Genomic DNA, 21,305 nt, shown 5'->3' with positions numbered 1-21,305 from the left:
AATCAGAGTGAGAACAGATCCGACAGGCGTGTCGCCAGCATCATGTCACCTTCGGTGCGCAGCCGGCCGGCCATAAAGGCCTGCATGCCATTCAACTCACCCTCGGCAATCTCGTTGAGAGTATCGGCGTCCATCAGCAGGGTCACGCTGGGATCGTCGTGCTCACCTTCACCCAATTGGCACTGGCCGTTCTTAACGATCAGGTGGTAGGTTGCGTCGTCTTCGATGGCAAATTGGAAAACTTCATCCATATCGCCCGCTGCGTCCGCGTTAAACCGTGATTGGATGGTATTGAAGAGTTCAGCCGTCGTAGCCATCTAAGGTCTCCTGTACATGGGCTTGGGAACTTCGGCATTGTAGGAGCCGCCCATGGTGAAATCAAACATCTGTTTGAAACGAAAGTTTGAAGCCGATAACAGTCAATACAGCAAGGAGCCACAGCGTGTGGAGTGATTACTGGTTGTTCTTATTGAAAGCCCTGACGGTGGCCCTGGTCATCATCCTTATTATCGGCGCCATTGCCCGCAATGCGCGCTCAGGGCAGGCGGGAGGTCACAAAGGCCGATTGATCGTACGCAAGCTGAACGAGCGTTTCCGCCGCCAGGCCGATGCTATTCGTCACCAGGTGTTCGATAAAAAAGCGCTCAAGGCTCACCAGAAAGAAGAGAAAGCGCGACATAAGGCGGACAAGGGAAAAACGCCGGAGCGCGTCTGGTTGCTGAACTTCAAAGGCGATATTCAGGCGTCGCAGGTTGCTTCGCTGCGTGAGGAGATCAGCGCGTTGCTGGCCGTCGCTAAAGCCGGCGAGGAAGTGGTGCTGGTGCTGGAAAGCCCGGGCGGTGCGGTCAGCGGTTATGGCCTGGCGGCGTCGCAGCTGATGCGCATCCGCGATGCCGGCTTGAAGCTGACCGTCTGCGTCGACAAGGTCGCCGCCAGTGGTGGCTATATGATGGCCTGTATTGCCGACCGCATTATGGCCGCGCCTTTTGCCATCGTCGGTTCCATTGGTGTGTTGGCTCAGGTGCCCAACGTCCACAACCTGCTGAAAAAGCACGATGTCGATGTTGAGGTGTTAACCGCCGGCAAACACAAAGCGCCGCTGACGCTGATGGGTGAGAAAACCGAAGCCGGTCGGCAGAAATTTCTCGATGATCTGGAAGCCATTCATCGCCGCTTTAAAGGCCTGGTCGGTCGCTTCCGTCCGCAGCTGGAGCTCGACAAAGTCACCGAAGGCGACTTCTGGTTGGCCGAAGATGCACTGGAGCTGCAACTGATCGACGAGATTGGCACCAGTGACGACTACCTGAAAAAACTGGTCGATGACAAAGAACTGGTCTCAGTCACCTGGAAGCCGCAACGTCATCTGAATGTGAAGGTGCGCACCGCTGCCTCGGCCGCGACGGAAGGTTTTTTTGAGCGCTTATCGCAGCGGATATTGCCGTAATTAACCAATAAAAAAAGCCGGCAGTTGCCGGCTTTTTTTATTGGGCCGTGACCCGTGCATTAGTTAATGCGGGTTACGTCCACATAGAGCGTGAGGCGTTGACCGGGTTGAATGTACGGCTGGTCAATGCTGTTCCAGCGTTCGATATCGGTAACACGGACATTAAAGCGGTTGGCGATGCGTGACAGTGAATCACCGGAGCGCACCACATAACCGACCCGACGTACCACTTCACGGTTGGTCGGCACATTGGTGCGGGCGTTATTGGAATCCAGCCAGATGGCAAGCGTCTGGCCCGGACGCAGTACATCGCGCGGCGCCATGTTGTTCCAGCGCGCCAGATTGCCGACGCTGACGCCGTATTCGCGGGAGATGTCCCAGAAAGTATCGCCGCCGCGCACCACATAGTTAACGCGGGTGCGGTTGCTGCCGGCCAGCGCATTCTGGGTGCGCGCCAGGCGTTGGCTGGCACTCATTGAATAATCGCTGGAGCGGGCGGAGGCGATGGGGATCATCAACGCATCACCGGCGCGAATCAGGCTGCCGGACAGGTCGTTGGCGTCGCGCAGCATTTCCACTGTGACATTAAAGCGACCGGCAATGGTGAGCAGCGAATCACCCGGTTTGATGGTATAGCGCTGCCAGGTCATGCGCGATTCCGGCGGCAGTTCAGCCAGTTTCTGGCGGAAGCCTTCGGCTTTATCGACGTAAACCAGCAAACGGTGCGGACCGTCCGGGTTGGTGGCCCATTGGTTGTAACCCGGGTTGAGCAGGTACAGATCGCTCAGGTCCATATCGGCCAGCTGGGCGGCTTGTGCCAGATCGATCTGACCACCGACTTCTACCACGGCGAAGTAGGGCTGAGTGCTGACCACGGGCAATTCGATGCCATAGACTTCCGGCGAGTGAATCAGCTTGGCCAGGGCAAACATCTTGGGCACGTAGGCTTCGGTTTCGCGCGGCAGGTTCAGGTGCCAGAAATCGGTTGGCCGGCCGGCGGCTTCGTTGCGACGCACGGCGCGCAATACGGTACCGGGGCCGGAGTTGTAGGCGGCCAGGGCGAGCAGCCAGTCGCCATCGAACATCTGGTTCAGGCGATCAAGATACTCCAGGGCGGCGCGGGTGGAGTCGACGACATCGCGACGGCCGTCGTACCACCAGTCCTGTTTCAGACCGTACATCCGGCCGGTGGACGGAATGAACTGCCACATACCGGCGGCGCTGCCGTGCGAATAGGCGAACGGATCGAAAGCGCTTTCAACGATCGGCAGCAAGGCCAGGTCGAGCGGCATATCACGCGCTTGTAATTCTTCGACGATGAAATAGAGATAACGACCGGCACGATCACTGACCCGATTGATGTAACTTTGGTGCCGGGCATACCAGCGCAGTTGGGCCGTGATCCGAGGATTGTCGAGCGTGACGTCGAATTCGAAGCCGCGGCGCAGGGTTTGGTAGAGGTCGTCAGGGTAGTGCGAGAAGGGATCGTATACAGCGCGGGCGCGGGCATTTTCTGCGCTCAGGTCCGGCTGGTGGGCGAAGATGTCGTCGGTGACCAGCAAGGTGGCAACCAGCGGATCGTAAACCGGATCCGAAAACGGCATGCTCAACGGTGGCCGCGGCATGATGGCCGGATAACCTGCATCCAGATCGATACCGGCGGTACGCACGGTTTGCTCGATGGGAATGCTGGTGCCGAACCAGGATTGGGGAATGCTTGAAAGGGAAGACCCGCCCAAGGTACTGCAGCCGCTAACCAGTATGCTGGCCAGGGCCGTTGGAAACAGATAACGATTTAAAAGCATGCAAGGGTCGCTTGGGTTTTGAAGCCGGTTTCGGTTTGGGCGATAATTCTATGTTGGTGATGGGGGTGTCGCAAGTGGACGGTCTTGTGCCTGATGTTCATCGGCGCTTCCTTGAACGATTTATTGCGAGGGTGTTTTGAATAACCAGATTGGTCAGCGCTTCAAACACCTGCTTCGTGCCGGGCCTCCGCATGTTGCCTCTCAGGAGGTTGCGCTTTCAAATTGGTATCGCTCTGCTTTGGGTCAGCGTCTGATCGAAACCGAGCGAGAACTGGTTGCGCGGGGACTGGCTGGTCGTTTCGGTTCTCATCTGTTGCAACTCGACAGCGGTTTGCACGAGCCACTTTTCGAGCAACGTCTATTTGGCTGTGGCACCATTGTCAGCCAACTGGATAACCGCGCACCTTGCCCGGTGGTTCGGGCCGACGCCGAAGCCTTACCCTTCGAACCGGAAAGCATTGATGCACTGGTGATGCATCATACGCTCGATCAGTGCGAAAACCCTTATCAAGCGGTGCGTGAAGCAGCCCAGGTGTTGCGTCCCGGTGGGTTGTTGGTGATCGTCGGCTTTAATCCGTTCAGTGCCTGGGGGGCTCGGGCGATGCTCAGTCGGGCTCAATCCGGGGTGTGGCGGTCGCGTTTTATTCGCAGTGGTCGTGTGGCTGACTGGATGCAACTGCTCAATTTCGAAATGGAGCGCCAGGAGAAACATCTGTTTATTCCGCCTTACCGCCGTCCGGAGTGGTTGGGGCGGTTAGGTTTTTTGAGTCGCGTGCAGCGACGTTTATTGCCGGTCTCCGGTGCAGTCTACCTTTTGGTGGGTTGCAAACAGGTGGCGGGACGAATCAATGGTCGGCCGCGCTGGCGCGCCCGGCCGGTACTGAAATCCGGCCTGACGAGCCGGACGATAAGGAATCAATATGAGTGACGCTGTCACCCTTTATACCGACGGCGCCTGCCGTGGTAATCCCGGTCCGGGTGGTTGGGGCGTGTTGATGCGCTCGGGCAAACACGAAAAATCACTGCATGGTGGCGAACGCGATACCACTAACAATCGTATGGAGCTGATGGCGGCCATCGCTGGTTTGGAATCTTTGAAGCGGCGTTGTCAGGTGGATCTGTACACCGATTCCCAATATGTGCGCAAAGGCATCACCGAGTGGATTCATGGCTGGAAACGCAATGGCTGGAAAACTGCCAGCAAGCAGCCGGTGAAGAATAAAGACCTGTGGCAGCGTTTGGATGAGCAGATCGGCAAGCACGAGGTGCAGTGGCATTGGGTAAAAGGCCACGCCGGTAATGAAGGGAACGAACGTGCCGATGCGCTGGCTAATCAGGGCGTCGACGACATTATTAAGCGAGGTTGATATGCGACAGATTGTACTGGATACGGAAACCACCGGTCTGAGCCCCAACAAGGGCGATCGCATCGTCGAAGTTGGGTGTGTCGAACTGGTCGGCCGTAAACATACTGGCCGACACTTTCACTACTACATCAACCCGGAGCGCGACATTCCCGAAGAAGTGATCGCCGTTCACGGCATTGATAATGAGAAGGTTAAGGACGCGCCTAAGTTTCGCGATATCGCTGACGACTTCTGGCAGTTTGTCGCGGGCGCTGAACTAGTCATCCACAACGCCTCCTTCGATATGGGCTTCCTGCAAATGGAATTTGATCGGTTGGCCGCCGAAGGTGACAGCCGTTTCGGTCGGTTGGACAGTCATTGCACCGTGCTCGATACGCTGATGCTGGCGCGTGAAAAACATCCGGGTGCCAAGGCTTCACTGGATGCGTTGTGCAAACGCTATGGTATCGATAACGGCCACCGTACACTGCACGGCGCTTTGCTTGACTCGGAGATTCTTGCTGACGTCTATTTGATGATGACCGGTGGCCAGACGGCACTGATTCTGGATGAAGAACCCCAGTCCAATAATGAAGAAGTGAGTTTTGATGCCAGTGCGGTGATGGCGGCTGGAGAGCGCTTGGTCGTTATTGAGCCGACGGCCGCAGAGCGCGAAGCGCATCTACAGATGCTGGCGATGATTGAGAAGAAATCCGGCACCGCGCCCCTGTGGAATAGCTCGAATGAGCCAGAGGCGCGACCGGAGTGATGCGTTTGCCGGGCGGTGCTTAGTGCAACGTCCGGCGAATAACGCCGACGTAGAGACCTTCGATGGCAAAGTCGTCCTGTTCCAGGTCGATCTTGATCGGATCAAAGTCGGTATTTTCCGGATAGAGCGTTACAATGCCGCCTTCGCGTTCATAGCGTTTGACGGTGACATCTTCACCGACTCGAGCAACAACGATATCGCCATTGCGGGCTTGATCGGTCTTGTGAACCGCGATTAGATCGTCTTCCAGTATGCCGATGTCTTTCATACTGAGCCCCTGCACCTGAAGCAAATAATCGGCTTTGGGGTTGAACAGACCGGAGGGAATTTCGACGAATTCCTCAATCTGTTCCTGGGCCAGAATAGGGGAGCCGGCAGCAACACGGCCGACGACGGGAATGCCCGCTTCGGCTTCGGATTCCGGCAGTCGGATACCGCGTGAGGCACCGGAGACCATCTCAATAGCCCCTTTACGGGCCAGGGCCTTGAGGTGTTCTTCCGCCGCATTGGGAGATTTAAAACCGAGCCGTTGGGCGATTTCTGCCCGGGTCGGTGGGTAGCCGGTGGCGCCAAGGTGCTCTTTAATGATATCCAGCACCTCTTGTTGACGAGCGGTCAGTTTCAGCATAGTGTCGCCCTGTTTTTTTATACAGTAGCTGTGATTATATACAGGCTACGCTCACTGTAAAGGACTCTAAAGGCTTGAAAAGTAGCAGTGAACTTTTCCCGGTGGCTTTGGCCAGTGCGGAATTCAAAGAAGGCGTCTACGAAGATGTCTATTCCCTGAAACCCAACAACAGCACCGACAAAACCGTCGAGATTGCACTGGTGCGTCTGCATCAGGAAAAAGTGACCAAGGCGTTGCCGCTATTGTTGGTTCACGATGCGTTCTACAACCACTGGCAATGGTTGGATTATGGCGTTGGCGGTACCGCTGGTGAGTTGGTACGTCAGGGTTACGATGTCTGGCTATTGGATTGGCGGGGCCATGGTTTGTCATCGCGCAACCAACGACCGCAAACCAATACGCTGGACATTATGGCTGAGTATGATCTGCCGTCCGTGTTCGCGTTTATTGAAGAACGCTGTGGCCACAAACCAGCCGTTGTTGCTCGCGGCATGGGTTGTGAGTTGATCAGCCGAACTCTGGCCTACGGTGAGACGCTGCCGGAGCTATTGTTCGTTAATTCCCACCAGTTACCGCCACGTCGCCTTTATTGGTTACCCGGCGCCAAGCTGATTCAGCGCATTCGTCTGCTTAAAAGCGCCTGGGTGAAAGGGCCGGGCGAAGAAATGGAAGTGCGGCAACTGTTTCGTCAATTGCTGAAAAAAGGGGGTTGGTTTGGTGGTTGGAAGACCACTGGCGGCCAGGCTATTCGTCCATCGCTGGATGCCCATCAGGACGTCACGCGTTGGGTATTTGAGCCGGGTCGTACTCCCTCCTGGTTAAAGCGCATGCGAGTGGCAGAAGATCATCGCAGCGAAGCCCGGGTGGTCGATTTTGATTGGGCGGCCTTGCTGCCCAAGGCGTCGGAGCCGGCCTGAAGCCAGTGTTCGAGTAATAAAAAAGGGTAGCCATAGTAGCTACCCTTTTTTGTGCCAGCGGGTTTTAGCCGGCTTTTATATTGGTGACATTCTTGCTGATGCGACGCGGCAATGCGTCTTTTAGTTTGTCGCGCATCGACAGCAGTAATTGCTCTGTTGTTGACCAGCTGATGCAAGCATCGGTCACCGATACGCCCGGTTTCAGGTCGGCCAGGTTCTCAGGGATTTTCTGATTGCCGGCTTCCAGATTGCTCTCAATCATCAGACCGATAATGGACTGGTTACCTTCCAGTATTTGGTTGGTGATGTTGTCAGCCACTAGCGGTTGCAGGTTGTGGTCTTTATTGGAGTTGGCGTGCGAACAATCGACCATGATGTTGGTGGGCACTCCGGCCTGACGCAGGCTTTCTTCACACAGCGAGACGCTGACTGAATCGTAGTTGGGTTTGCCATTGCCACCGCGCAACACCACATGACCGTAGCGATTACCGCGGGTATGGATAATCGCTACCTGGCCTTCGTGGTTGATACCCAGAAAGCGGTGCGGTGACGACACTGAATTCAGTGCATTAATAGCGACGTCCAGGCTGCCATCGGTACCGTTCTTAAAACCGACCGCAGAGGACAGGCCGCTGGCCATTTCGCGGTGAGTCTGGCTTTCGGTGGTACGCGCGCCGACGGCAGACCAACTGATCAGATCCTGAAGATACTGAGGTGAAATCGGATCCAGCGCTTCTGTGGCTGTGGGTAAGCCGATTTCAGCGATATCCAGCAACAGTTTGCGACCAATGTGCAGCCCGTCTTCAATCTTGAACGAATCGTTCAGATAGGGATCGTTGATCAAACCTTTCCAGCCGGTGGTGGTTCTGGGTTTTTCGAAATAAACACGCATCACCAGCAGTAAGCTATCCTGAACTTTCTCATTAAGCGCTTTTAAACGCCGCGCATATTCCAGCGCTTGTTCGGGATCATGAATAGAGCAGGGGCCGATAACGACAATAATACGATGATCGTCGCGATCCAGGATGCGTCGTACCGCTTCGCGGCCGGCATCAATAACGGCGTGGGCGCTGTCGGAAACAGGAAGGTCGGCTTTTAACGCCTCTGGTGTAATCAGAATTTCCTGGCTTTCGACGTTCAGATTGGTTAACTGTTGCATGGTTTGCGAGCGGCTCTTCTAAGTGAGGCTTTTTGGGGTCGTCTTCACAGGCAAAGATGATAGGGAAGTAAATAAACGAATACAAGCCGTAAACAAAGGGTTACACATATGAGTAGCAAGGGCGCAGTCAAAGAAAGTAGCGCAGCGAGCCAAATTGCCAAATGGGCATTGGTGCTGGCCTTTATTTTGGCCCTGGGCATCGCATTGGATGAATTCACCGCCAATACCGGCGATGGTGAATATCGTCTTTCCATTTGGGACCGTATTACCGGTAAGGAACCACCAAAACAAGGACGCGCGGAGGTGAGTGTGCAATTGGCACAGGAGCTCTGCCGTCAGCAGGTTCGGCAAAGTTTGGGCGAAATGTTCATTCGGGCGCATTTCGATAACCGATCTTCCCGGTACAACCAAGAACTTAAAGTTCACACCATCTTTCTGGACCTCGAAGTGACGTCTGGTGAATCGGGTGTTTACGGCCGTTGCGATGTCTCGGCAGTCGACCGTCGAATCCTGGAGTATCGCGTCAAGGGTTGGAGTAACCCCTTCTGGCGTTAACGGATTCAGAAGACGGCGTATTTCAGGCCTAACAGCAACAGCGCGGTTGCCAGTAACGGATGCATGATCCGGGCGGGCAATCGCGCTGATAGCGATGTGCCGATATAAATTGCCGGCAAAGACCCGAGAATCAACGCCGCCAGTAACGCAAAATCAACATTCCCCAGAAACAGATGCACCAGGCCCGCTGTCAGTGTCAGCGGCACGGCGTGCGCAATGTCTGTTCCGACGATTTCCTTCGGCATCAGCATCGGAAACAGCATCATTAATACGGCGGTGCCAATAGCGCCAGCGCCGACCGAACTGAGCGTTACCAGAAACCCCAGAACGACACCGACCAACCAGATCAGGATTGGATGATGGACTTGTTGTCGCGAATGCAGACGACGGGACAGGCGGTTGCGAAAAATCAGCACCGCAGCGGTGGTGACCAGCATGACACCCAGGGTGGTTTGCAGAATCGAGGCGTAGTGTTCAGGCTGGCGGAAAAAGAAAAACAGCATCAGACCCGTTAGTGCCGCTGCCGGTAGGCTGCCCGCGGCCATCAGAGCGACGATTGGCCAGCGCACATGACCACGACGATGATGGGCCACCATGCCACCGCTTTTGGTGATGGCGGCGTACCAAAGATCGGTGCCAATAGCGATGTGCGCGGGGAAGCCGAACATCAGCAGCAGCGGCGTCATCAGGGCGCCACCACCGACGCCCGTCAGGCCGATTATCAGGCCGACGGCGGCTCCGGACAGACTATAGAAAAGGATTTCCATACTGACTAAATCGTCATAGAGTACTGGTGTTGCTAAACCTATCGGTTATTAAGTATTCTTAAAAAGAATAATTGATCATACTTATATAACTTTACTGTTCTATCGCCCAGCACTGAAATTGACAGTAAGAAGAGTGCGGTAACGCACCGGATCCGATGTCGCTGTATTCAGTAATCGACAAGGACAAACAGGCAGCACTGCGCAAAGCGGTGATTGCTGCGATCGAAACGGGGAAACCATGAAGCTGCAACAGCTCAAATATATCTGGGAAGTCGCACATCATGATCTCAATGTGTCGGCGACAGCCCAAGTGCTCTACACCTCCCAACCGGGCATCAGTAAGCAGATCAGATTGCTGGAAGATGAGCTGGGCATCGAGATTTTTGCCCGTTCCGGCAAACACCTGACGCGCATTACACCCGCCGGTGAAGCAGTGTTGAAAGTCGCTGGCGAAGTGCTGCGTAAAGTCGATTCCATCAAGCAGATTGCCCAGGAATTCAGCAACGATCAGCAGGGTAATCTCAGCCTCGCCACCACTCATACTCAGGCGCGTTATGCGCTGCCCTCAGTGATCGACGATTTTATTCACGAGTTCCCTAATGTGGCCTTGCACATGCATCAGGGAACCCCGGTGCAGATTGCCGAAATGGCTGCCGATGGCACCGTCGATCTGGCCATCGCCACCGAAGGCATGGAGCACTTTGCCGACCTGGTGATGATGCCGTGCTACCGCTGGAACCGTTCTATCGTCGTACCGAAAAACCATCCACTGGCACAGAAAAGTCAGCTGACGCTGGAAGATGTTGCTGCTCATCCCATCGTTACGTATGTGTTCGGCTTTACCGGTCGTTCCAAGCTGGATGACGCCTTCGTCAATAAAGGCTTAACACCAAAAGTAGTCTTTACCGCGGCCGATGCGGACGTGATTAAAACCTACGTTCGTTTGGGATTGGGCGTGGGGATTCTGGCGCATATGGCGATCGATCCGGAGCAGGACAGGGATCTGGTCAGCCTGGATGCCAGCCACCTGTTTGAACCCAGTGTGACCAAGATCGGCATCCGCAAAGGCACCTTTATTCGTGGCTTTATGTATCGCTTTATCGAACGTTTTGCACCGCATTTAAATCGTGATCTGGTCGATCGTGCCATGGCGACACATAGCCGCCATGAGCTGGACGATCTCTTCCAGAATATTACTTTTCCCACCTATTGAGATGACGGACTAAACGCTGGGTGTTTTGATGTTTCCAGCGTGCAGTCCGCATTCTTTTTGCGTCGATTCTTCCCACCACCAGCGGCCTTCGCGTTCGTGCTGGCCGGGTAATACCGGTCGCGTGCACGGCTCGCAACCGATACTGACGAACCCTTGCTGATGTAAGTCGTTATAGGGAATTTCCATCAGCCGGATGTAATCCCAGACTTCCTTGGAACTCCAGTTTGCCAGTGGATTGTATTTGTACAACGCCTCGCCGCGGCCTTGAAAGCTGCCATCCAATTGCACGCTGGGAACTTCAGAACGCGTGCTTGGACTTTGATCGCGACGCTGACCGGTGATCCAGGCATCCAGGCCACTCAAGGCACGGCGCAGCGGTTCGATTTTGCGTATGCCACAGCATTCTTCGTGACCGTCCTGATAAAAACTGAACAGGCCTTTTTCCCGAACCAGGGTTTGCACCGCTTCCGCTTGCGGGCTGAACACTTCGATATCGATGTTGTAGTGGTTGCGCACGCGTTCAATAAAGGCGTAGGTCTGGGGATGCAGACGTCCGGTATCGAGGGTGAAGACCTTGGGTTTGTCAGTCAGTTTGCTCAGCATATCGACCAAGACAACGTCTTCGGCTCCGCTGAAGGAAACCGCCAGATATTCATGTTCGCTCAGGGCGCGCTTAACGATTTCTCGCGGTGACAGGCCGGATAATTCCAGGTTCAACTCGGTCAGGTTCATTAGGTCACGGTCTTTTTGAAGGTGGCGCTAGATTAGCAGCCTCGAACTCGGACGAAAAATAGCTGCAACTCATAAAGTTATTACCTAAGCGTTGCGACCCGATTTCCCGGTTCAGGGCACCGGACATTTTTTGATCAGCTCGCTACAGCATCAAGACAGTGCTGCATAAACTGCCGTTGCCAACTTTGAGGCCGCGTTCTAGTGTATCGGCCATTCTCAACAAGCGACTCAAGGAAACTGCCGTGGAACTGGCCTGCCTGGATCTGGAAGGGGTGTTGATACCGGAAATCTGGATTGCCTTTGCTGAGCAAACCGGTATCGAAGAACTCAAAGCAACTACGCGTGATATTCCCGACTATGACGTCCTGATGCGTCAGCGTCTGGCCATTTTGGAACAGCATAAGCTGGGGCTGAATGAAATCCAGGCGGTTATTGCGCAGTTGGCTCCGCTCGAGGGTGCGGCCGATTTTGTGGGCTGGTTACGCGAGCGGTTTCAGGTGGTTATTTTGTCGGATACCTTCTACGAATTCGCACAGCCATTGATGCGTCAGCTGGGTTTTCCGACGCTGTTTTGTCATCGATTGGAAGTGGCCGAGAATGGCCGGGTAGTGGATTATCACCTGCGTCAGAAAGATCCCAAGCGTGCTTCAATTCGCGCTTTCCACAGCCTGAATTATCGCTGCATCGCCGCCGGTGATTCCTATAACGACACCACCATGCTGGCTGAAGCTGATGCTGGGATTCTTTATAACGCCCCGGATAACGTCATTGCCGAGTTCCCGCAATTTCCTTCTGTGCGTGGTTACGATGAACTGCGTCAAGCCTTTTTAAGCGCCAGCAATCGCGACTTAACGCTCTAAGCTCTGGCCTTTAATCCGCTTCAATGTGCCCCAGGGTTTTGAGTAGTTGTCGAACCTTGGTGGCGCTTTCGGCGTATTCGCTGTCGGCATCGCTGTCGGCAACAATGCCACCACCACCGGCGCAGTTTAAGGTTTGGCCACGACGCACCACTGAGCGGATCAGAATGTTGCTGTCGAGGTAACCATCGTCGCTGAACCAGAACGCCGAACCGCAATAACTCGCCCGAGCCGCCAGCTCTAATTCATCGATAATTTGCATGGCGCGACGTTTGGGCGCGCCAGTAATCGAACCGCCAGGAAAGGCATCGAGCAACGCTTTTAACGGGCTGGTCTGCGGTTGTAGCTGCGCCGTCACGGTACTGACCAGATGGTGCACATTTGAATAAGACATCAATTCGAACAGGCGTGGCACCTGAACCGATCCTGGTCGGGCGTTGCGTGCCAGATCGTTGCGCAACAGGTCGACTATCATCAGATTTTCGGCGCGATCCTTGGTGCTGTTTAGCAGCGCCTGAGCCTGTTCATGATCACTTTGACTGTCTTTACCGCGCGGACGCGTGCCCTTAATCGGCTGGGTAACGATGGCGCCGTCATCGATGGTTAAAAAACGTTCTGGCGACACACTCAGCAGGCTGTGGTCGGTAGCCCGGTGATACACCGAAAACGGCGCGGGCACTTGTTCGATGAGTTGCTGATAGAGCGTCCAGTCATCGATGTCGGTGGGGCATTCGGCCCTCCATTGACGGGTTAAATTGGCCTGGTAAACATCGCCGTCGAGAATGTGCTGCTGCAGTTGTTCAAAACGTTGCTGGTACTGCGCTCGCGACATCATTGAACGCCAGTGCAGCGCAACGGATGGGCTCGCAGCGGTTTTTTCCAATTCGGGTGTTATGGTTTGCAAGGCATTCAGTCGTGCCACAATTTCAGCCGGGCAGTCGGGGTGAATCAACAGCCAGGTTTTCATTTGCTGATGGTCGAGCACCAGACTCCAGTCATAACGATCGACGCTGGCCAGGCATTGTTCGGCGCTGTGTCGGCTGCTGATCTGCTGCGATTCAAAACCGGCGTCGTAATCAAAGTGACCGGCAAGTCCCGAGGCGAAGGGCAGGTCGGGTGCACCGCCGTGACGACGATATTGGTTCAAAAAGACACTGAAGTCGTCGATGGTGAGCTGGTCAATCTGCTCAGCACGACGGCGTTCAACCTGGCCATGACCGAGATATCGAAAGCGTTCGGACGGCCAGGCGGAACACCATTCCCAGCGATGTTGTTGCGGGTCGGCCCGGCCGGAATGAAACCAAATAGCGCCGGTTTCATTGGCAATATGCTGAAACCAGGGACGGGCGCTGGCGGCGTATGGAAGTTCAATGCGTTGCAAGGTAAGAATCCGCGTCGGCCGATCGGTTCGGGTCAGGGGTTGAAAGGCAGGTCAGCGCCGGGGAGGCCCGGCGCCTGTTATTAATCTTTGGTGTAGTAAACGCCGGGGATCCAGCTTTTGTGGATTTTGGCGGTTTGTTCGAAATCCTGAGTGGTTTCATCCAGATAACGAAAGTTGACGAAGCCAATGCGAATATCGTCGTCGTGACGCAAAGCGGCGGGTTCGGGCAGCCGCTTCTCATTGAGGAAGGTACCGTTAGTGCTGTCAAGGTCGGTCAGTTGATAGAAACCGCCCTGTTCATTATCGGCTTTGACCCACTCAATGCGGGCATGGCGGCCAGACACAGCGCGGTCTTCGATTTGGATATCGTTGTCGGCAGCGCGACCAATCGACACATCCTGGCCGTTCAATGCGACCTTGTGTTGAACCACCTCATTGTTGACCTGCATAAGGATGGGCATGTTCTTACTCCAATCTGCTCTAGGACCTGCAGTCCTCTTTTTTGGCTTGTCCGCAAAGCGGCAATCCGTTATAGGTTACCATTAGTACCGGCCGACGTTGATATATAGCTAACAAATGACTCAGCAATCCGCAGCGGAACAGATTAGTAGGCGTTCAATGGTTTTGCGGTCCCTGTTGAGCTGGCCACTGGCTCTGCTTCTGGCCGTCACCCTGTTAATGGTTGGTTTCCCCGGCGGTCCGTTATTGGACCAAAGCTGGTTGCGATTGACCACTGCCTGGTCCTGGCAATCTTCCGCTCCGCCGCCACGCTATACTCTCGATCCTGCCAATGTGCCCGATGGCAGCCTGGTGGTCTGGCCGTCCGGCTGGCAACTGGGGCCGGTGTCCGGCCCGATGATGACGCCGCAACAGGGACTGAGTGCTGACTGGCCTGTCTGGGCCTCGGCGTTAATGTTGCCAACCTTGCCCTCAGTCTCGGCCGGCCCGGCACTCACGCCCTTCGACCTCTACTGGCAGCCAGCGCAACATGGCTATAAATCACTGGTCTATCACAGCGGCGACCGCTTGCTGGTGGATGCCCAGCTGACGCTGCTGGATGACGCCGACTGGCGTTATCAACCCGGCCAGCTGCTGATCAATCCGGATCGTCAATTTCCGGTGAACTGGCAGGGCGCCGTTTTGCTGGCTGACTTTGCTGTGCCGGAACCCGAATTCGAATCGCTCACCGCCGCGCCGTTGCCCAAAATCGCCCAGCGCGACGGGCCAGGACTCGCGGCCGTTCGTGAACACTGGGCGTTGCAGCAAGGTTTCTACTTATATACGCCGTTTTGGCTGTCACTGCTGGCGGCCTTTGCTATGGCCTTGCCTTGGCTTTTACCGCGTTATCTGGCTCGACCCTTGTGGGCGGGACCATTAATAGCAGTGGCCTGGATTGGGTTAAATCTAACGCTGGCGGTTACGCTGCGCTGGTGGTTGCCGCTGTGGTATCCGCTGGTGTCGATGTTATTGGCGGTGCTCTGGCACCGCCGGCTACAACGCAGCGAAGCAAAACGGGAAGCGCTGCTGGCGGAATATCAGACGCTGGCATTGAATTGGCTGCGGCACTTGCTGGACGACGGCAAAACCGAAGCGGGCCAACGGTTTCTTAACAGTTCTGCCAATCTGGCGTTCGATCCTGAGCTGACTTACGAGTTGGGCATGGGCTTCGAGAAGAAACGTCAGTATGAGCAAGCGCTGGCGTGCTATGAACGATTGCATCGATTTGCTCCGGGTTACCGAGATACCGACCAACGCCTGACTCAACTGAAACCGTTGAGTGACCCGAACCAGACCCTGGTGATCGGCGGCGGCAACAGTACGACCCGACCCATAGCGACGGTCGCCGGAATGCAGGCGCCGGAAATCGGTCGTTATCGCATTCTGGGTGAATTAGGTCGTGGTGCCATGGGCGTGGTTTATGAAGCTGAGGATCCACGCATCAGTCGCCGGGTGGCGTTGAAGGTGGTGCAGTTGGATACGCTGGCGATGGAAGAGGCCGACTCGGTCAAACAGCGTTTTTTCCAGGAAGCTCAGGCTGCAGGACGCTTGAACCACCCCAATATTGTGACTGTCTATGACGTTGGCGAAGAACGTGAGTTGGCCTATATCGCCATGGACCGATTGTCCGGTCAGCCGTTGTCGGATCGGCTGGAGCAAAAACCGCTGCCGGCGATGGCGTTGTTGTGCAATTGGCTGGCCCAAGCCGCCGATGCGCTGGATTTTGCGCACCGCAACGACATCATCCACCGCGATATTAAGCCCGCTAATCTGTATATCGATGAGCAGGCTGGCAAGCTAACAGTGACCGATTTCGGCATCGCCCGCGTTACCGGCATGCACCAGACCCAAACCGGTGTGGTGCTGGGCAGCCCGTCCTTTATGTCGCCCGAGCAGATCCGTGGTGAGTCATTGACGGGCGCCTCGGATATCTTCAGTCTGGGTGTAACGCTCTACCAGGCGTTATGCGGTCACCTTCCTTTCAGCGGCGATACCCTTCCGGGTCTGGCGTACGCCATCACTCAAACTCAACAGGAGAGCCCCCGCAAGCATAACCCTGAAGTACCGGTTGCCTTGGTGCGTATTGTCAACAAGGCACTGAAGAAGAATCCCGACGAGCGTTACGCTTCGGCGGGTGAGATGGCGCAGGCCTTACGCAAGTGGGCAGGCGCCGAGTAGGGCGCGGTAAACAGACCGCGGCCCACTGTTCATCAGGAGTCGCTATGCAGCCAACCCTTTCAGACCCAGCGGACCGAAAGATCTACGTCCTCGACACCAACGTCCTGATCCACGATCCCAACTCCGTTTTTAATTTCGAAGAGCACCAAGTGCTTATCCCCATGGTCGTGCTTGAAGAGCTCGACAAACTTAAGATTGGCAACACCGCCATTGCCGCCGACGCCCGTCAGGCAGTGCGCACCATCGACGCCATCCTGGGCCCTGCCAGCCCGACGGAAATCATGGCGGGTGTCGATATTCATCGTGTAATTCCTGGCGGACCCTTGGGAACGCTGACCATTCTGATGCCAATTGAAGAAGCGCCGGCAACCTTATCGACGCAGATTAACGACAACCGCATTATCAATGATCTGCTGGCATTGCAGGCGAAACGACCGGACTACAAAGTTATCCTGGTCACCAAAGACATCAATATGCGCTTAAAAGCGCGTGGCAGCGGCCTGGAGTCTGAGGATTATCACAACGACCAGTTGATCACCGATATCGACAGCCTGACCAGCGGTTACCACCATATCGAAGGCAGTTTCTGGGAAAAACTGGATGCCATGGCGCCGCAGACCGTCAACGGTGAACGCGAGCACAGCGTCGATAGAGGGGTGATGGAAGAGCTGCTCGGCGCGCCGTTTTTCGTCAATCAGTTTTTCTTCGATGAGCGCGAATTCGCTGGCCGGATTTTGTCCGACGATGGCACTCGGGTGCGTTTGGAGCTGCTCAATACCGGTTCCTTGATGCGCCAAAAAGCCTGGGGTCTGGCGCCGCGCGATCTGTATCAGGCCATGGCCATGCATCTGCTGTTTGATCCGGACATTGACCTGGTTGCGCTCAATGGCGCCGCCGGCAGTGGCAAGACGATTTTGGCGCTGGCCTGTGCGCTGGAGCAGACCATGGAGACCAAACTCTACAAACGCATTATCGCCACCCGTTCGACGCGCGGGCTGGACGAAGACATCGGCTTTCTGCCCGGTACCGAAGCCGAGAAAATGCAGCCCTGGCTGGGTGCCTTTACCGATAATCTGGAAGCGCTGCACGCCGAGGATTTCGATCCGTCCAGCAGTCAGCATTTTGTCGGTGCCAAGGTGCCGTTGCAGTTTAAGAGCCTGAACTTTGTGCGCGGGCGCAGCTTCCAGCAGAGCATCATGATTGTCGATGAAGCTCAGAACCTGACGCCACACCAGATAAAAACCATCGTGACGCGGGCAGGTCAGGGCACCAAGGTGATATGCCTGGGTAACCTGGCGCAGATCGATACGCCTTATCTGGGGCCGACCAGTTCGGGGCTGACCTTTATGAGCGAGCGCTTCAAAGGCTTTGCTCATGCCGGCACGGTGACTTTGAAAGGCGTGGCCCGCAGTCGTCTGGCCGCCTATGCCGAGTCGCATCTGTAACTACTGGACGTTAAGGGCGCGCTTTGACTATGCTGGTAACCAAGGATGGTTCCGCAGTCGAAGAGACTTTGCGCCCTGGATGGCTGGACGTATGATGTCAGTAAGTTGTCAGGGGGAAGCGCAGTGATTCAGGTGGTCGTTGTCGATGATCATGACCTGGTCCGGATGGGGCTGGTGCGGTTACTCGAGGATATCGAGGGACTGAGCGTGATTGCCGAAGCGGCCAGCGGCGAAGAAGCCGTGCGTCTGGCCAAAGAACTGGAACCGGATGTCATCCTGATGGACGTGCGCATGCCCGGTTTGGGCGGCCTCGAAGCCACTCGCAAAATTCACCGCCTGTATCCTGAAATCCGTGTCATCGCCGTCACCGCCTGTGGCGAAGATCCATTCCCCTCCCGTCTACTGCAAGCCGGTGCCGCCGGTTACCTGACCAAGGACGCCTCCACCGACGAAATGGTGCGTGCCATTCGCACCGTCAATGCCGGTCAGAAATATCTCTCGCCGAAGGTCGCTCAGGAACTGGCCTTACAAAACCTCAGCGGTAAGGCCTCGCCCTTTGCTGAATTGTCGGATCGGGAAATGCAGATCACCACGCTGATCTGTTCGTGCAAGAAAGTTCAGGAAATATCCGATCAACTCTGTTTGAGCCCCAAGACCGTCAACACCTACCGCTACCGTATTTTCGAAAAGCTGGGCATATCCAGCGATGTGGAATTGACGCATTTAGCGATCCGTCATGGTCTGTTGGAACCGCAGGAAATGATATAGTAGCGGCATGGAAGACACCGCAACCCCCTTCGATCACAAAGCCTATCTTAAGCACCTGACCATCAGACCCGGCGTTTATCGCATGTTCGATGCCGAGGGCACCTTGCTGTATGTGGGCAAAGCCAAGAACCTGAAGAATCGGGTTTCCAGCTATTTCCGTGGCCGCGGCCTGAACAACAAAACTCTCGCCCTGGTGGCACGCATAGCGCGTATTGAAACCACAGTGACACACAGCGAAACCGAAGCGCTGTTGCTGGAACAAACGCTGATCAAGCAGCACCGGCCGCAATACAATATTCTGCTGGTCGACGATAAATCCTATCCCTATATCAAGCTGACCACTGGTGGCGACTGGCCCGGTTTGTACGTGCATCGCGGTGCGCGTAAGGGCAGCTCGGAGTATTTCGGACCTTACCCCAGTGCCAGTGCGGTGCGCGAAAGCCTGGCGATTTTGCAGAAGGCGTTCAAAGTCCGCCAATGTGAGGACAGCGTCTTTCAAAACCGGCAGCGGCCCTGTTTGCAGTATCAGATCAACCGCTGCAAGGCGCCTTGTGTCGGCTTTGTTTCCAAAGAGGATTATGAGGCTGATCTGGAAAAAACCCGGACCTTTTTGCAAGGCCGTAGCCAGAGTCTGATCGACACCTTAGAAGTCGAAATGGATACCGCCAGTGCCGAACTGAACTTCGAAGCCGCAGCAGAAGTGCGCGATCAATTGCTCTATTTGCGCAAGGTACAGGAGCAACAATTTGTTTCGTCCGATCGTGGCGATGTCGATGTATTCGCCTTGGAAGCCAGCGAGGCCGGACTGTGTGTGCATTACCTGATGATTCGCCAAGGGCGTTTGTTGGGCAGTCAGAGTTTCTTTCCCAAGCCGGGTATCGATGAAGAACCGGCCCAGATCATGATGAGTTTTCTGGCTCAGTATTATCTCGGTCGCACCCGTGATGATTGCCCGCAAACCATCCTGCTGAATACTCCGGTCACCGAAAAAGACTGGTTGGAAAAAGCCCTGGCCGAACAGTTTGGGCGCAAGGTCAGTTTGTCGTCGTCGGTGCGTGGCCGCAATGCGCGCTGGGTGGAACTGGCGCAGACCAATGCGCGTGAACAGTTGCAGCACCGCATCAGCCAGAAACAACAGGTCGTGCAGCGTTTTGCCGCCCTGCAGGCAGTATTGAAACTGGAAGCGGCGCCCGAGCGCATGGAATGCTTTGATATCTCTCACAGTTCCGGCGAAGCGACGACGGCGTCGTGCGTGGTCTTCGATCAGAACGGACCGAATAAATCCTTGTATCGTAAGTTCAATATCGAGGGCGTGGCGGCTGGCGATGATTACGCGGCCATGTCGCAAGCCATTCAACGTCGTTATAGCCGCCTGCAAAAAGAAGCGGCGCGGCTGCCCGATTTATTGATCGTCGACGGCGGCAAAGGCCAGATGAAAATGGCGCGCGAAGTCATGAATGAACTGGGGTTAAGCATTCCATTGCTGGGTGTCGCCAAGGGGGAAACGCGCAAACCAGGTATGGAAACGCTGTTTTATGAAACGCCGGACCGGGTCATTCAACTGCCCAATCACAGCCCAGCCTTGCATCTGATTCAACACATTCGCGACGAAGCGCATCGCTTTGCCATTACCAGCCATCGTGGCCGGCGCGGCAAGGCGCGTCTGGGTTCTATTCTGGATGATATCCCCAGCGTGGGCGCCACACGCCGTAAAGCACTGATCCGCCATTTTGGCAGTGCTCAGGGCGTAAAAGCCGCCAGCGCCGCTGAGATTGCCCGGGTCAAAGGCATTTCCAAGGCGCTGGCCGACAGCATCTACGACCATCTGCATTCAAGTTAAATAGGGGTAATAGTGACGAAGGTGACTTTACAGCCCGCCGTGAAGCTGAAATCCTTGCAGCCTTTCGCACAAGCCATAAGTCGTCGGTACAAAGCCGACCAGCCTGATTAAGGGTCGTTATGAACATTCCCAATCTTCTGACGCTGTTTCGCATCATCATGATTCCGGTATGCGTCGGTATTTATTACTTGCCCTATGGCTGGGCCTATATGGTCGCTGCCGCCGTTTTCACCGCGGCTGCAGTCACCGACTGGTTTGATGGTTACTTGGCACGCCGCCTTGGCCAGATGACCCCTTTCGGCGCTTTTCTTGATCCGGTTGCCGACAAACTGATCGTCGCTGCCGCTTTAGTGGCTCTGGTGGAAACCCACGGCAACCTCTGGATGACGCTGCCCTCCATCGTCATTATCGGCCGCGAGATCGTTATTTCTGCTTTGCGTGAATGGATGGCCGAACTGGGCAAACGCGCCAGTGTCGCTGTCAATATGCTGGGCAAGGTGAAGACCACGCTGCAGATGATCGCCATCGTCGTTTTGCTCAGTCAGAACCCCGCGGCCCATACCAGCCTGTCGACCCTGGGTCTGATCGCTTTGCAAGTCTCAGCGGTACTGACGCTCTGGTCGATGGTCGTCTACCTGCGCGCCGCCTGGAGCGAACTCAAGCCAAGCGCCGGCTGAAACAGCCGTGATGGCTAAGTGCTTAAATTAAAAGGAAAATTATTGACCGGGCCCATCCCAGCCCTTAGAATTCGCCGTCGTTGTCTGGGTTGGTTAATGCAGGCAACAGATAGTTTTGCGGGAATAGCTCGTTGGGTGAAGCCCGATGCATTCCGAAGCACTGCTTCGGATCGGAGCTGAACGACTCGGATCTATGATCTGAGGCCGGAAGAGCACAACCTTGATCGAGGTTGGGGCGGGGCGCGCAGCCTCGCGAGTTCGGTTCGACGCAGTCGAACTTGGCTCGAATGCAACAGTTTTGCGGGAATAGCTCAGTGGTAGAGCAC

Annotated in this window: 20 protein-coding genes and 1 pseudogene; 13 read left to right on the top strand and 8 right to left on the bottom strand. The window is 55.5% G+C overall.

From position 1 onward, the window contains the following. Nucleotides 1-2: 2 nt before the first annotated feature. The gene (locus ABMA60_RS12920; RefSeq protein ID WP_392803724.1) at nucleotides 3-317 is read right to left on the bottom strand and encodes an SCP2 sterol-binding domain-containing protein; all 315 of its coding nucleotides are present in this window, start codon (nucleotides 315-317) and stop codon (nucleotides 3-5) included. 125 nt (nucleotides 318-442) lie between these two features. On the opposite strand from ABMA60_RS12920, the gene sohB reads away from it, so the two are divergent. Beyond that, nucleotides 443-1,444 carry a protease SohB gene (gene sohB / locus ABMA60_RS12915; protein WP_392803722.1) on the top strand — a complete coding sequence of 334 codons (1,002 nt, stop codon included), beginning with the start codon at nucleotides 443-445 and terminating at the stop codon, nucleotides 1,442-1,444. 59 nt (nucleotides 1,445-1,503) lie between these two features. Here sohB and ABMA60_RS12910 read toward each other — a convergent pair whose 3' ends face one another. Then, nucleotides 1,504-3,249 (bottom strand): LysM peptidoglycan-binding domain-containing protein, encoded by a 1,746-nt coding sequence (locus tag ABMA60_RS12910; RefSeq protein WP_392803720.1) that lies wholly within the window; start codon nucleotides 3,247-3,249, stop codon nucleotides 1,504-1,506. Nucleotides 3,250-3,385: 136 nt separating this feature from the next. Here ABMA60_RS12910 and ABMA60_RS12905 point away from each other — a divergent pair, with 136 nt between their 5' ends. The 3 genes from ABMA60_RS12905 to dnaQ are packed head-to-tail and all read left to right on the top strand — an operon-like array spanning nucleotide 3,386 to nucleotide 5,364. Further along, on the top strand, nucleotides 3,386-4,177 hold the full coding sequence (locus ABMA60_RS12905; protein ID WP_392803718.1) for a class I SAM-dependent methyltransferase: 792 nt from the start codon (nucleotides 3,386-3,388) through the stop codon (nucleotides 4,175-4,177). After that, the gene (rnhA, locus tag ABMA60_RS12900) at nucleotides 4,170-4,616 is read left to right on the top strand and encodes a ribonuclease HI (RefSeq protein ID WP_392803716.1); all 447 of its coding nucleotides are present in this window, start codon (nucleotides 4,170-4,172) and stop codon (nucleotides 4,614-4,616) included. Before ABMA60_RS12905 ends, rnhA begins: the two co-directional genes overlap by 8 nt. A gap of 1 nt (nucleotide 4,617) precedes the next feature. Then, nucleotides 4,618-5,364 carry a DNA polymerase III subunit epsilon gene (dnaQ, locus tag ABMA60_RS12895; protein ID WP_392803714.1) on the top strand — a complete coding sequence of 249 codons (747 nt, stop codon included), beginning with the start codon at nucleotides 4,618-4,620 and terminating at the stop codon, nucleotides 5,362-5,364. Nucleotides 5,365-5,383: 19 nt separating this feature from the next. Here dnaQ and lexA read toward each other — a convergent pair whose 3' ends face one another. Further along, nucleotides 5,384-5,992, bottom strand: coding sequence for a transcriptional repressor LexA (lexA, locus tag ABMA60_RS12890; RefSeq protein ID WP_392803712.1), 609 nt, complete (start codon nucleotides 5,990-5,992; stop codon nucleotides 5,384-5,386). A 74-nt stretch (nucleotides 5,993-6,066) separates the two neighbouring features. Here lexA and ABMA60_RS12885 point away from each other — a divergent pair, with 74 nt between their 5' ends. Then, nucleotides 6,067-6,909, top strand: a complete 843-nt coding sequence (locus ABMA60_RS12885) for an alpha/beta hydrolase (protein ID WP_392803710.1) — start codon at nucleotides 6,067-6,069, stop codon at nucleotides 6,907-6,909. Nucleotides 6,910-6,973: 64 nt separating this feature from the next. On the opposite strand, the gene ABMA60_RS12880 is transcribed toward ABMA60_RS12885, so the two are convergent. Beyond that, nucleotides 6,974-8,068 (bottom strand): 3-deoxy-7-phosphoheptulonate synthase, encoded by a 1,095-nt coding sequence (locus ABMA60_RS12880; RefSeq protein WP_392803708.1) that lies wholly within the window; start codon nucleotides 8,066-8,068, stop codon nucleotides 6,974-6,976. Between the two features lie 108 nt (nucleotides 8,069-8,176). On the opposite strand from ABMA60_RS12880, the gene ABMA60_RS12875 reads away from it, so the two are divergent. Continuing rightward, nucleotides 8,177-8,623: a hypothetical protein gene (locus tag ABMA60_RS12875; protein WP_392803706.1), complete on the top strand. Its 447-nt coding sequence runs from the start codon at nucleotides 8,177-8,179 to the stop codon at nucleotides 8,621-8,623. A 5-nt stretch (nucleotides 8,624-8,628) separates the two neighbouring features. On the opposite strand, the gene ABMA60_RS12870 is transcribed toward ABMA60_RS12875, so the two are convergent. Beyond that, nucleotides 8,629-9,390, bottom strand: a complete 762-nt coding sequence (locus tag ABMA60_RS12870) for a sulfite exporter TauE/SafE family protein (RefSeq protein ID WP_392803704.1) — start codon at nucleotides 9,388-9,390, stop codon at nucleotides 8,629-8,631. A 238-nt stretch (nucleotides 9,391-9,628) separates the two neighbouring features. On the opposite strand from ABMA60_RS12870, the gene cysB reads away from it, so the two are divergent. Next, complete coding sequence (cysB, locus tag ABMA60_RS12865; RefSeq protein ID WP_108165360.1) at nucleotides 9,629-10,603, top strand: HTH-type transcriptional regulator CysB; 975 nt, start codon at nucleotides 9,629-9,631, stop codon at nucleotides 10,601-10,603. Nucleotides 10,604-10,612: 9 nt separating this feature from the next. Here cysB and ABMA60_RS12860 read toward each other — a convergent pair. Continuing rightward, nucleotides 10,613-11,338: pseudogene (locus tag ABMA60_RS12860) on the bottom strand (phosphoadenylyl-sulfate reductase); the annotation flags it as partial. A gap of 239 nt (nucleotides 11,339-11,577) precedes the next feature. On the opposite strand from ABMA60_RS12860, the gene thrH reads away from it, so the two are divergent. Then, nucleotides 11,578-12,195, top strand: a complete 618-nt coding sequence (thrH, locus tag ABMA60_RS12855) for a bifunctional phosphoserine phosphatase/homoserine phosphotransferase ThrH (protein ID WP_392803701.1) — start codon at nucleotides 11,578-11,580, stop codon at nucleotides 12,193-12,195. Nucleotides 12,196-12,205: 10 nt separating this feature from the next. Here thrH and pabB read toward each other — a convergent pair whose 3' ends face one another. Both pabB and ABMA60_RS12845 read right to left on the bottom strand, forming a co-directional pair. Further along, nucleotides 12,206-13,573, bottom strand: a complete 1,368-nt coding sequence (gene pabB / locus ABMA60_RS12850; protein WP_392803699.1) for an aminodeoxychorismate synthase component I — start codon at nucleotides 13,571-13,573, stop codon at nucleotides 12,206-12,208. Between the two features lie 80 nt (nucleotides 13,574-13,653). After that, nucleotides 13,654-14,034: an FHA domain-containing protein gene (locus ABMA60_RS12845; protein WP_108165356.1), complete on the bottom strand. Its 381-nt coding sequence runs from the start codon at nucleotides 14,032-14,034 to the stop codon at nucleotides 13,654-13,656. Between the two features lie 157 nt (nucleotides 14,035-14,191). Here ABMA60_RS12845 and ABMA60_RS12840 point away from each other — a divergent pair, with 157 nt between their 5' ends. The 5 genes from ABMA60_RS12840 to pgsA all read left to right on the top strand — a co-directional run bounded on the left by ABMA60_RS12840 (nucleotide 14,192) and on the right by pgsA (nucleotide 20,979). Further along, nucleotides 14,192-16,249 (top strand): protein kinase, encoded by a 2,058-nt coding sequence (locus tag ABMA60_RS12840; protein WP_392803696.1) that lies wholly within the window; start codon nucleotides 14,192-14,194, stop codon nucleotides 16,247-16,249. Nucleotides 16,250-16,293: 44 nt separating this feature from the next. Further along, nucleotides 16,294-17,694, top strand: a complete 1,401-nt coding sequence (locus tag ABMA60_RS12835) for a PhoH family protein (protein WP_392803694.1) — start codon at nucleotides 16,294-16,296, stop codon at nucleotides 17,692-17,694. Between the two features lie 123 nt (nucleotides 17,695-17,817). Further along, on the top strand, nucleotides 17,818-18,462 hold the full coding sequence (gene uvrY, locus ABMA60_RS12830) for a UvrY/SirA/GacA family response regulator transcription factor (protein WP_392803691.1): 645 nt from the start codon (nucleotides 17,818-17,820) through the stop codon (nucleotides 18,460-18,462). 7 nt (nucleotides 18,463-18,469) lie between these two features. Then, nucleotides 18,470-20,302, top strand: coding sequence for an excinuclease ABC subunit UvrC (gene uvrC, locus ABMA60_RS12825; RefSeq protein WP_392803689.1), 1,833 nt, complete (start codon nucleotides 18,470-18,472; stop codon nucleotides 20,300-20,302). 119 nt (nucleotides 20,303-20,421) lie between these two features. After that, nucleotides 20,422-20,979, top strand: coding sequence for a CDP-diacylglycerol--glycerol-3-phosphate 3-phosphatidyltransferase (pgsA, locus tag ABMA60_RS12820; protein ID WP_392803687.1), 558 nt, complete (start codon nucleotides 20,422-20,424; stop codon nucleotides 20,977-20,979). Nucleotides 20,980-21,305 lie beyond the last annotated feature (326 nt).

The sequence above is a fragment of the Saccharospirillum sp. HFRX-2 genome (assembly GCF_043196805.1).
In the GTDB taxonomy this organism is placed as follows: Bacteria; Pseudomonadota; Gammaproteobacteria; order Pseudomonadales; family Natronospirillaceae; genus Saccharospirillum.
The sequence above is the reverse complement of the archived record's forward strand: the minus strand, read 5'-3'. Positions and strand labels throughout refer to the sequence as shown.

Coding starts and splice junctions, on each gene's coding strand:
- pgsA (WP_392803687.1), top strand. CDS start 20,422: ATGAACATTCCCAATCTTCTGACGCTGTTTCGCATCATCATGATTCCG.
- cysB (WP_108165360.1), top strand. CDS start 9,629: ATGAAGCTGCAACAGCTCAAATATATCTGGGAAGTCGCACATCATGAT.
- dnaQ (WP_392803714.1), top strand. CDS start 4,618: ATGCGACAGATTGTACTGGATACGGAAACCACCGGTCTGAGCCCCAAC.
- rnhA (WP_392803716.1), top strand. CDS start 4,170: ATGAGTGACGCTGTCACCCTTTATACCGACGGCGCCTGCCGTGGTAAT.
- ABMA60_RS12870 (WP_392803704.1), bottom strand. CDS start 9,390: ATGGAAATCCTTTTCTATAGTCTGTCCGGAGCCGCCGTCGGCCTGATA.
- ABMA60_RS12840 (WP_392803696.1), top strand. CDS start 14,192: ATGGTTTTGCGGTCCCTGTTGAGCTGGCCACTGGCTCTGCTTCTGGCC.
- ABMA60_RS12880 (WP_392803708.1), bottom strand. CDS start 8,068: ATGCAACAGTTAACCAATCTGAACGTCGAAAGCCAGGAAATTCTGATT.
- uvrC (WP_392803689.1), top strand. CDS start 18,470: ATGGAAGACACCGCAACCCCCTTCGATCACAAAGCCTATCTTAAGCAC.
- ABMA60_RS12875 (WP_392803706.1), top strand. CDS start 8,177: ATGAGTAGCAAGGGCGCAGTCAAAGAAAGTAGCGCAGCGAGCCAAATT.
- lexA (WP_392803712.1), bottom strand. CDS start 5,992: ATGCTGAAACTGACCGCTCGTCAACAAGAGGTGCTGGATATCATTAAA.
- ABMA60_RS12910 (WP_392803720.1), bottom strand. CDS start 3,249: ATGCTTTTAAATCGTTATCTGTTTCCAACGGCCCTGGCCAGCATACTG.
- ABMA60_RS12920 (WP_392803724.1), bottom strand. CDS start 317: ATGGCTACGACGGCTGAACTCTTCAATACCATCCAATCACGGTTTAAC.
- ABMA60_RS12845 (WP_108165356.1), bottom strand. CDS start 14,034: ATGCCCATCCTTATGCAGGTCAACAATGAGGTGGTTCAACACAAGGTC.
- ABMA60_RS12835 (WP_392803694.1), top strand. CDS start 16,294: ATGCAGCCAACCCTTTCAGACCCAGCGGACCGAAAGATCTACGTCCTC.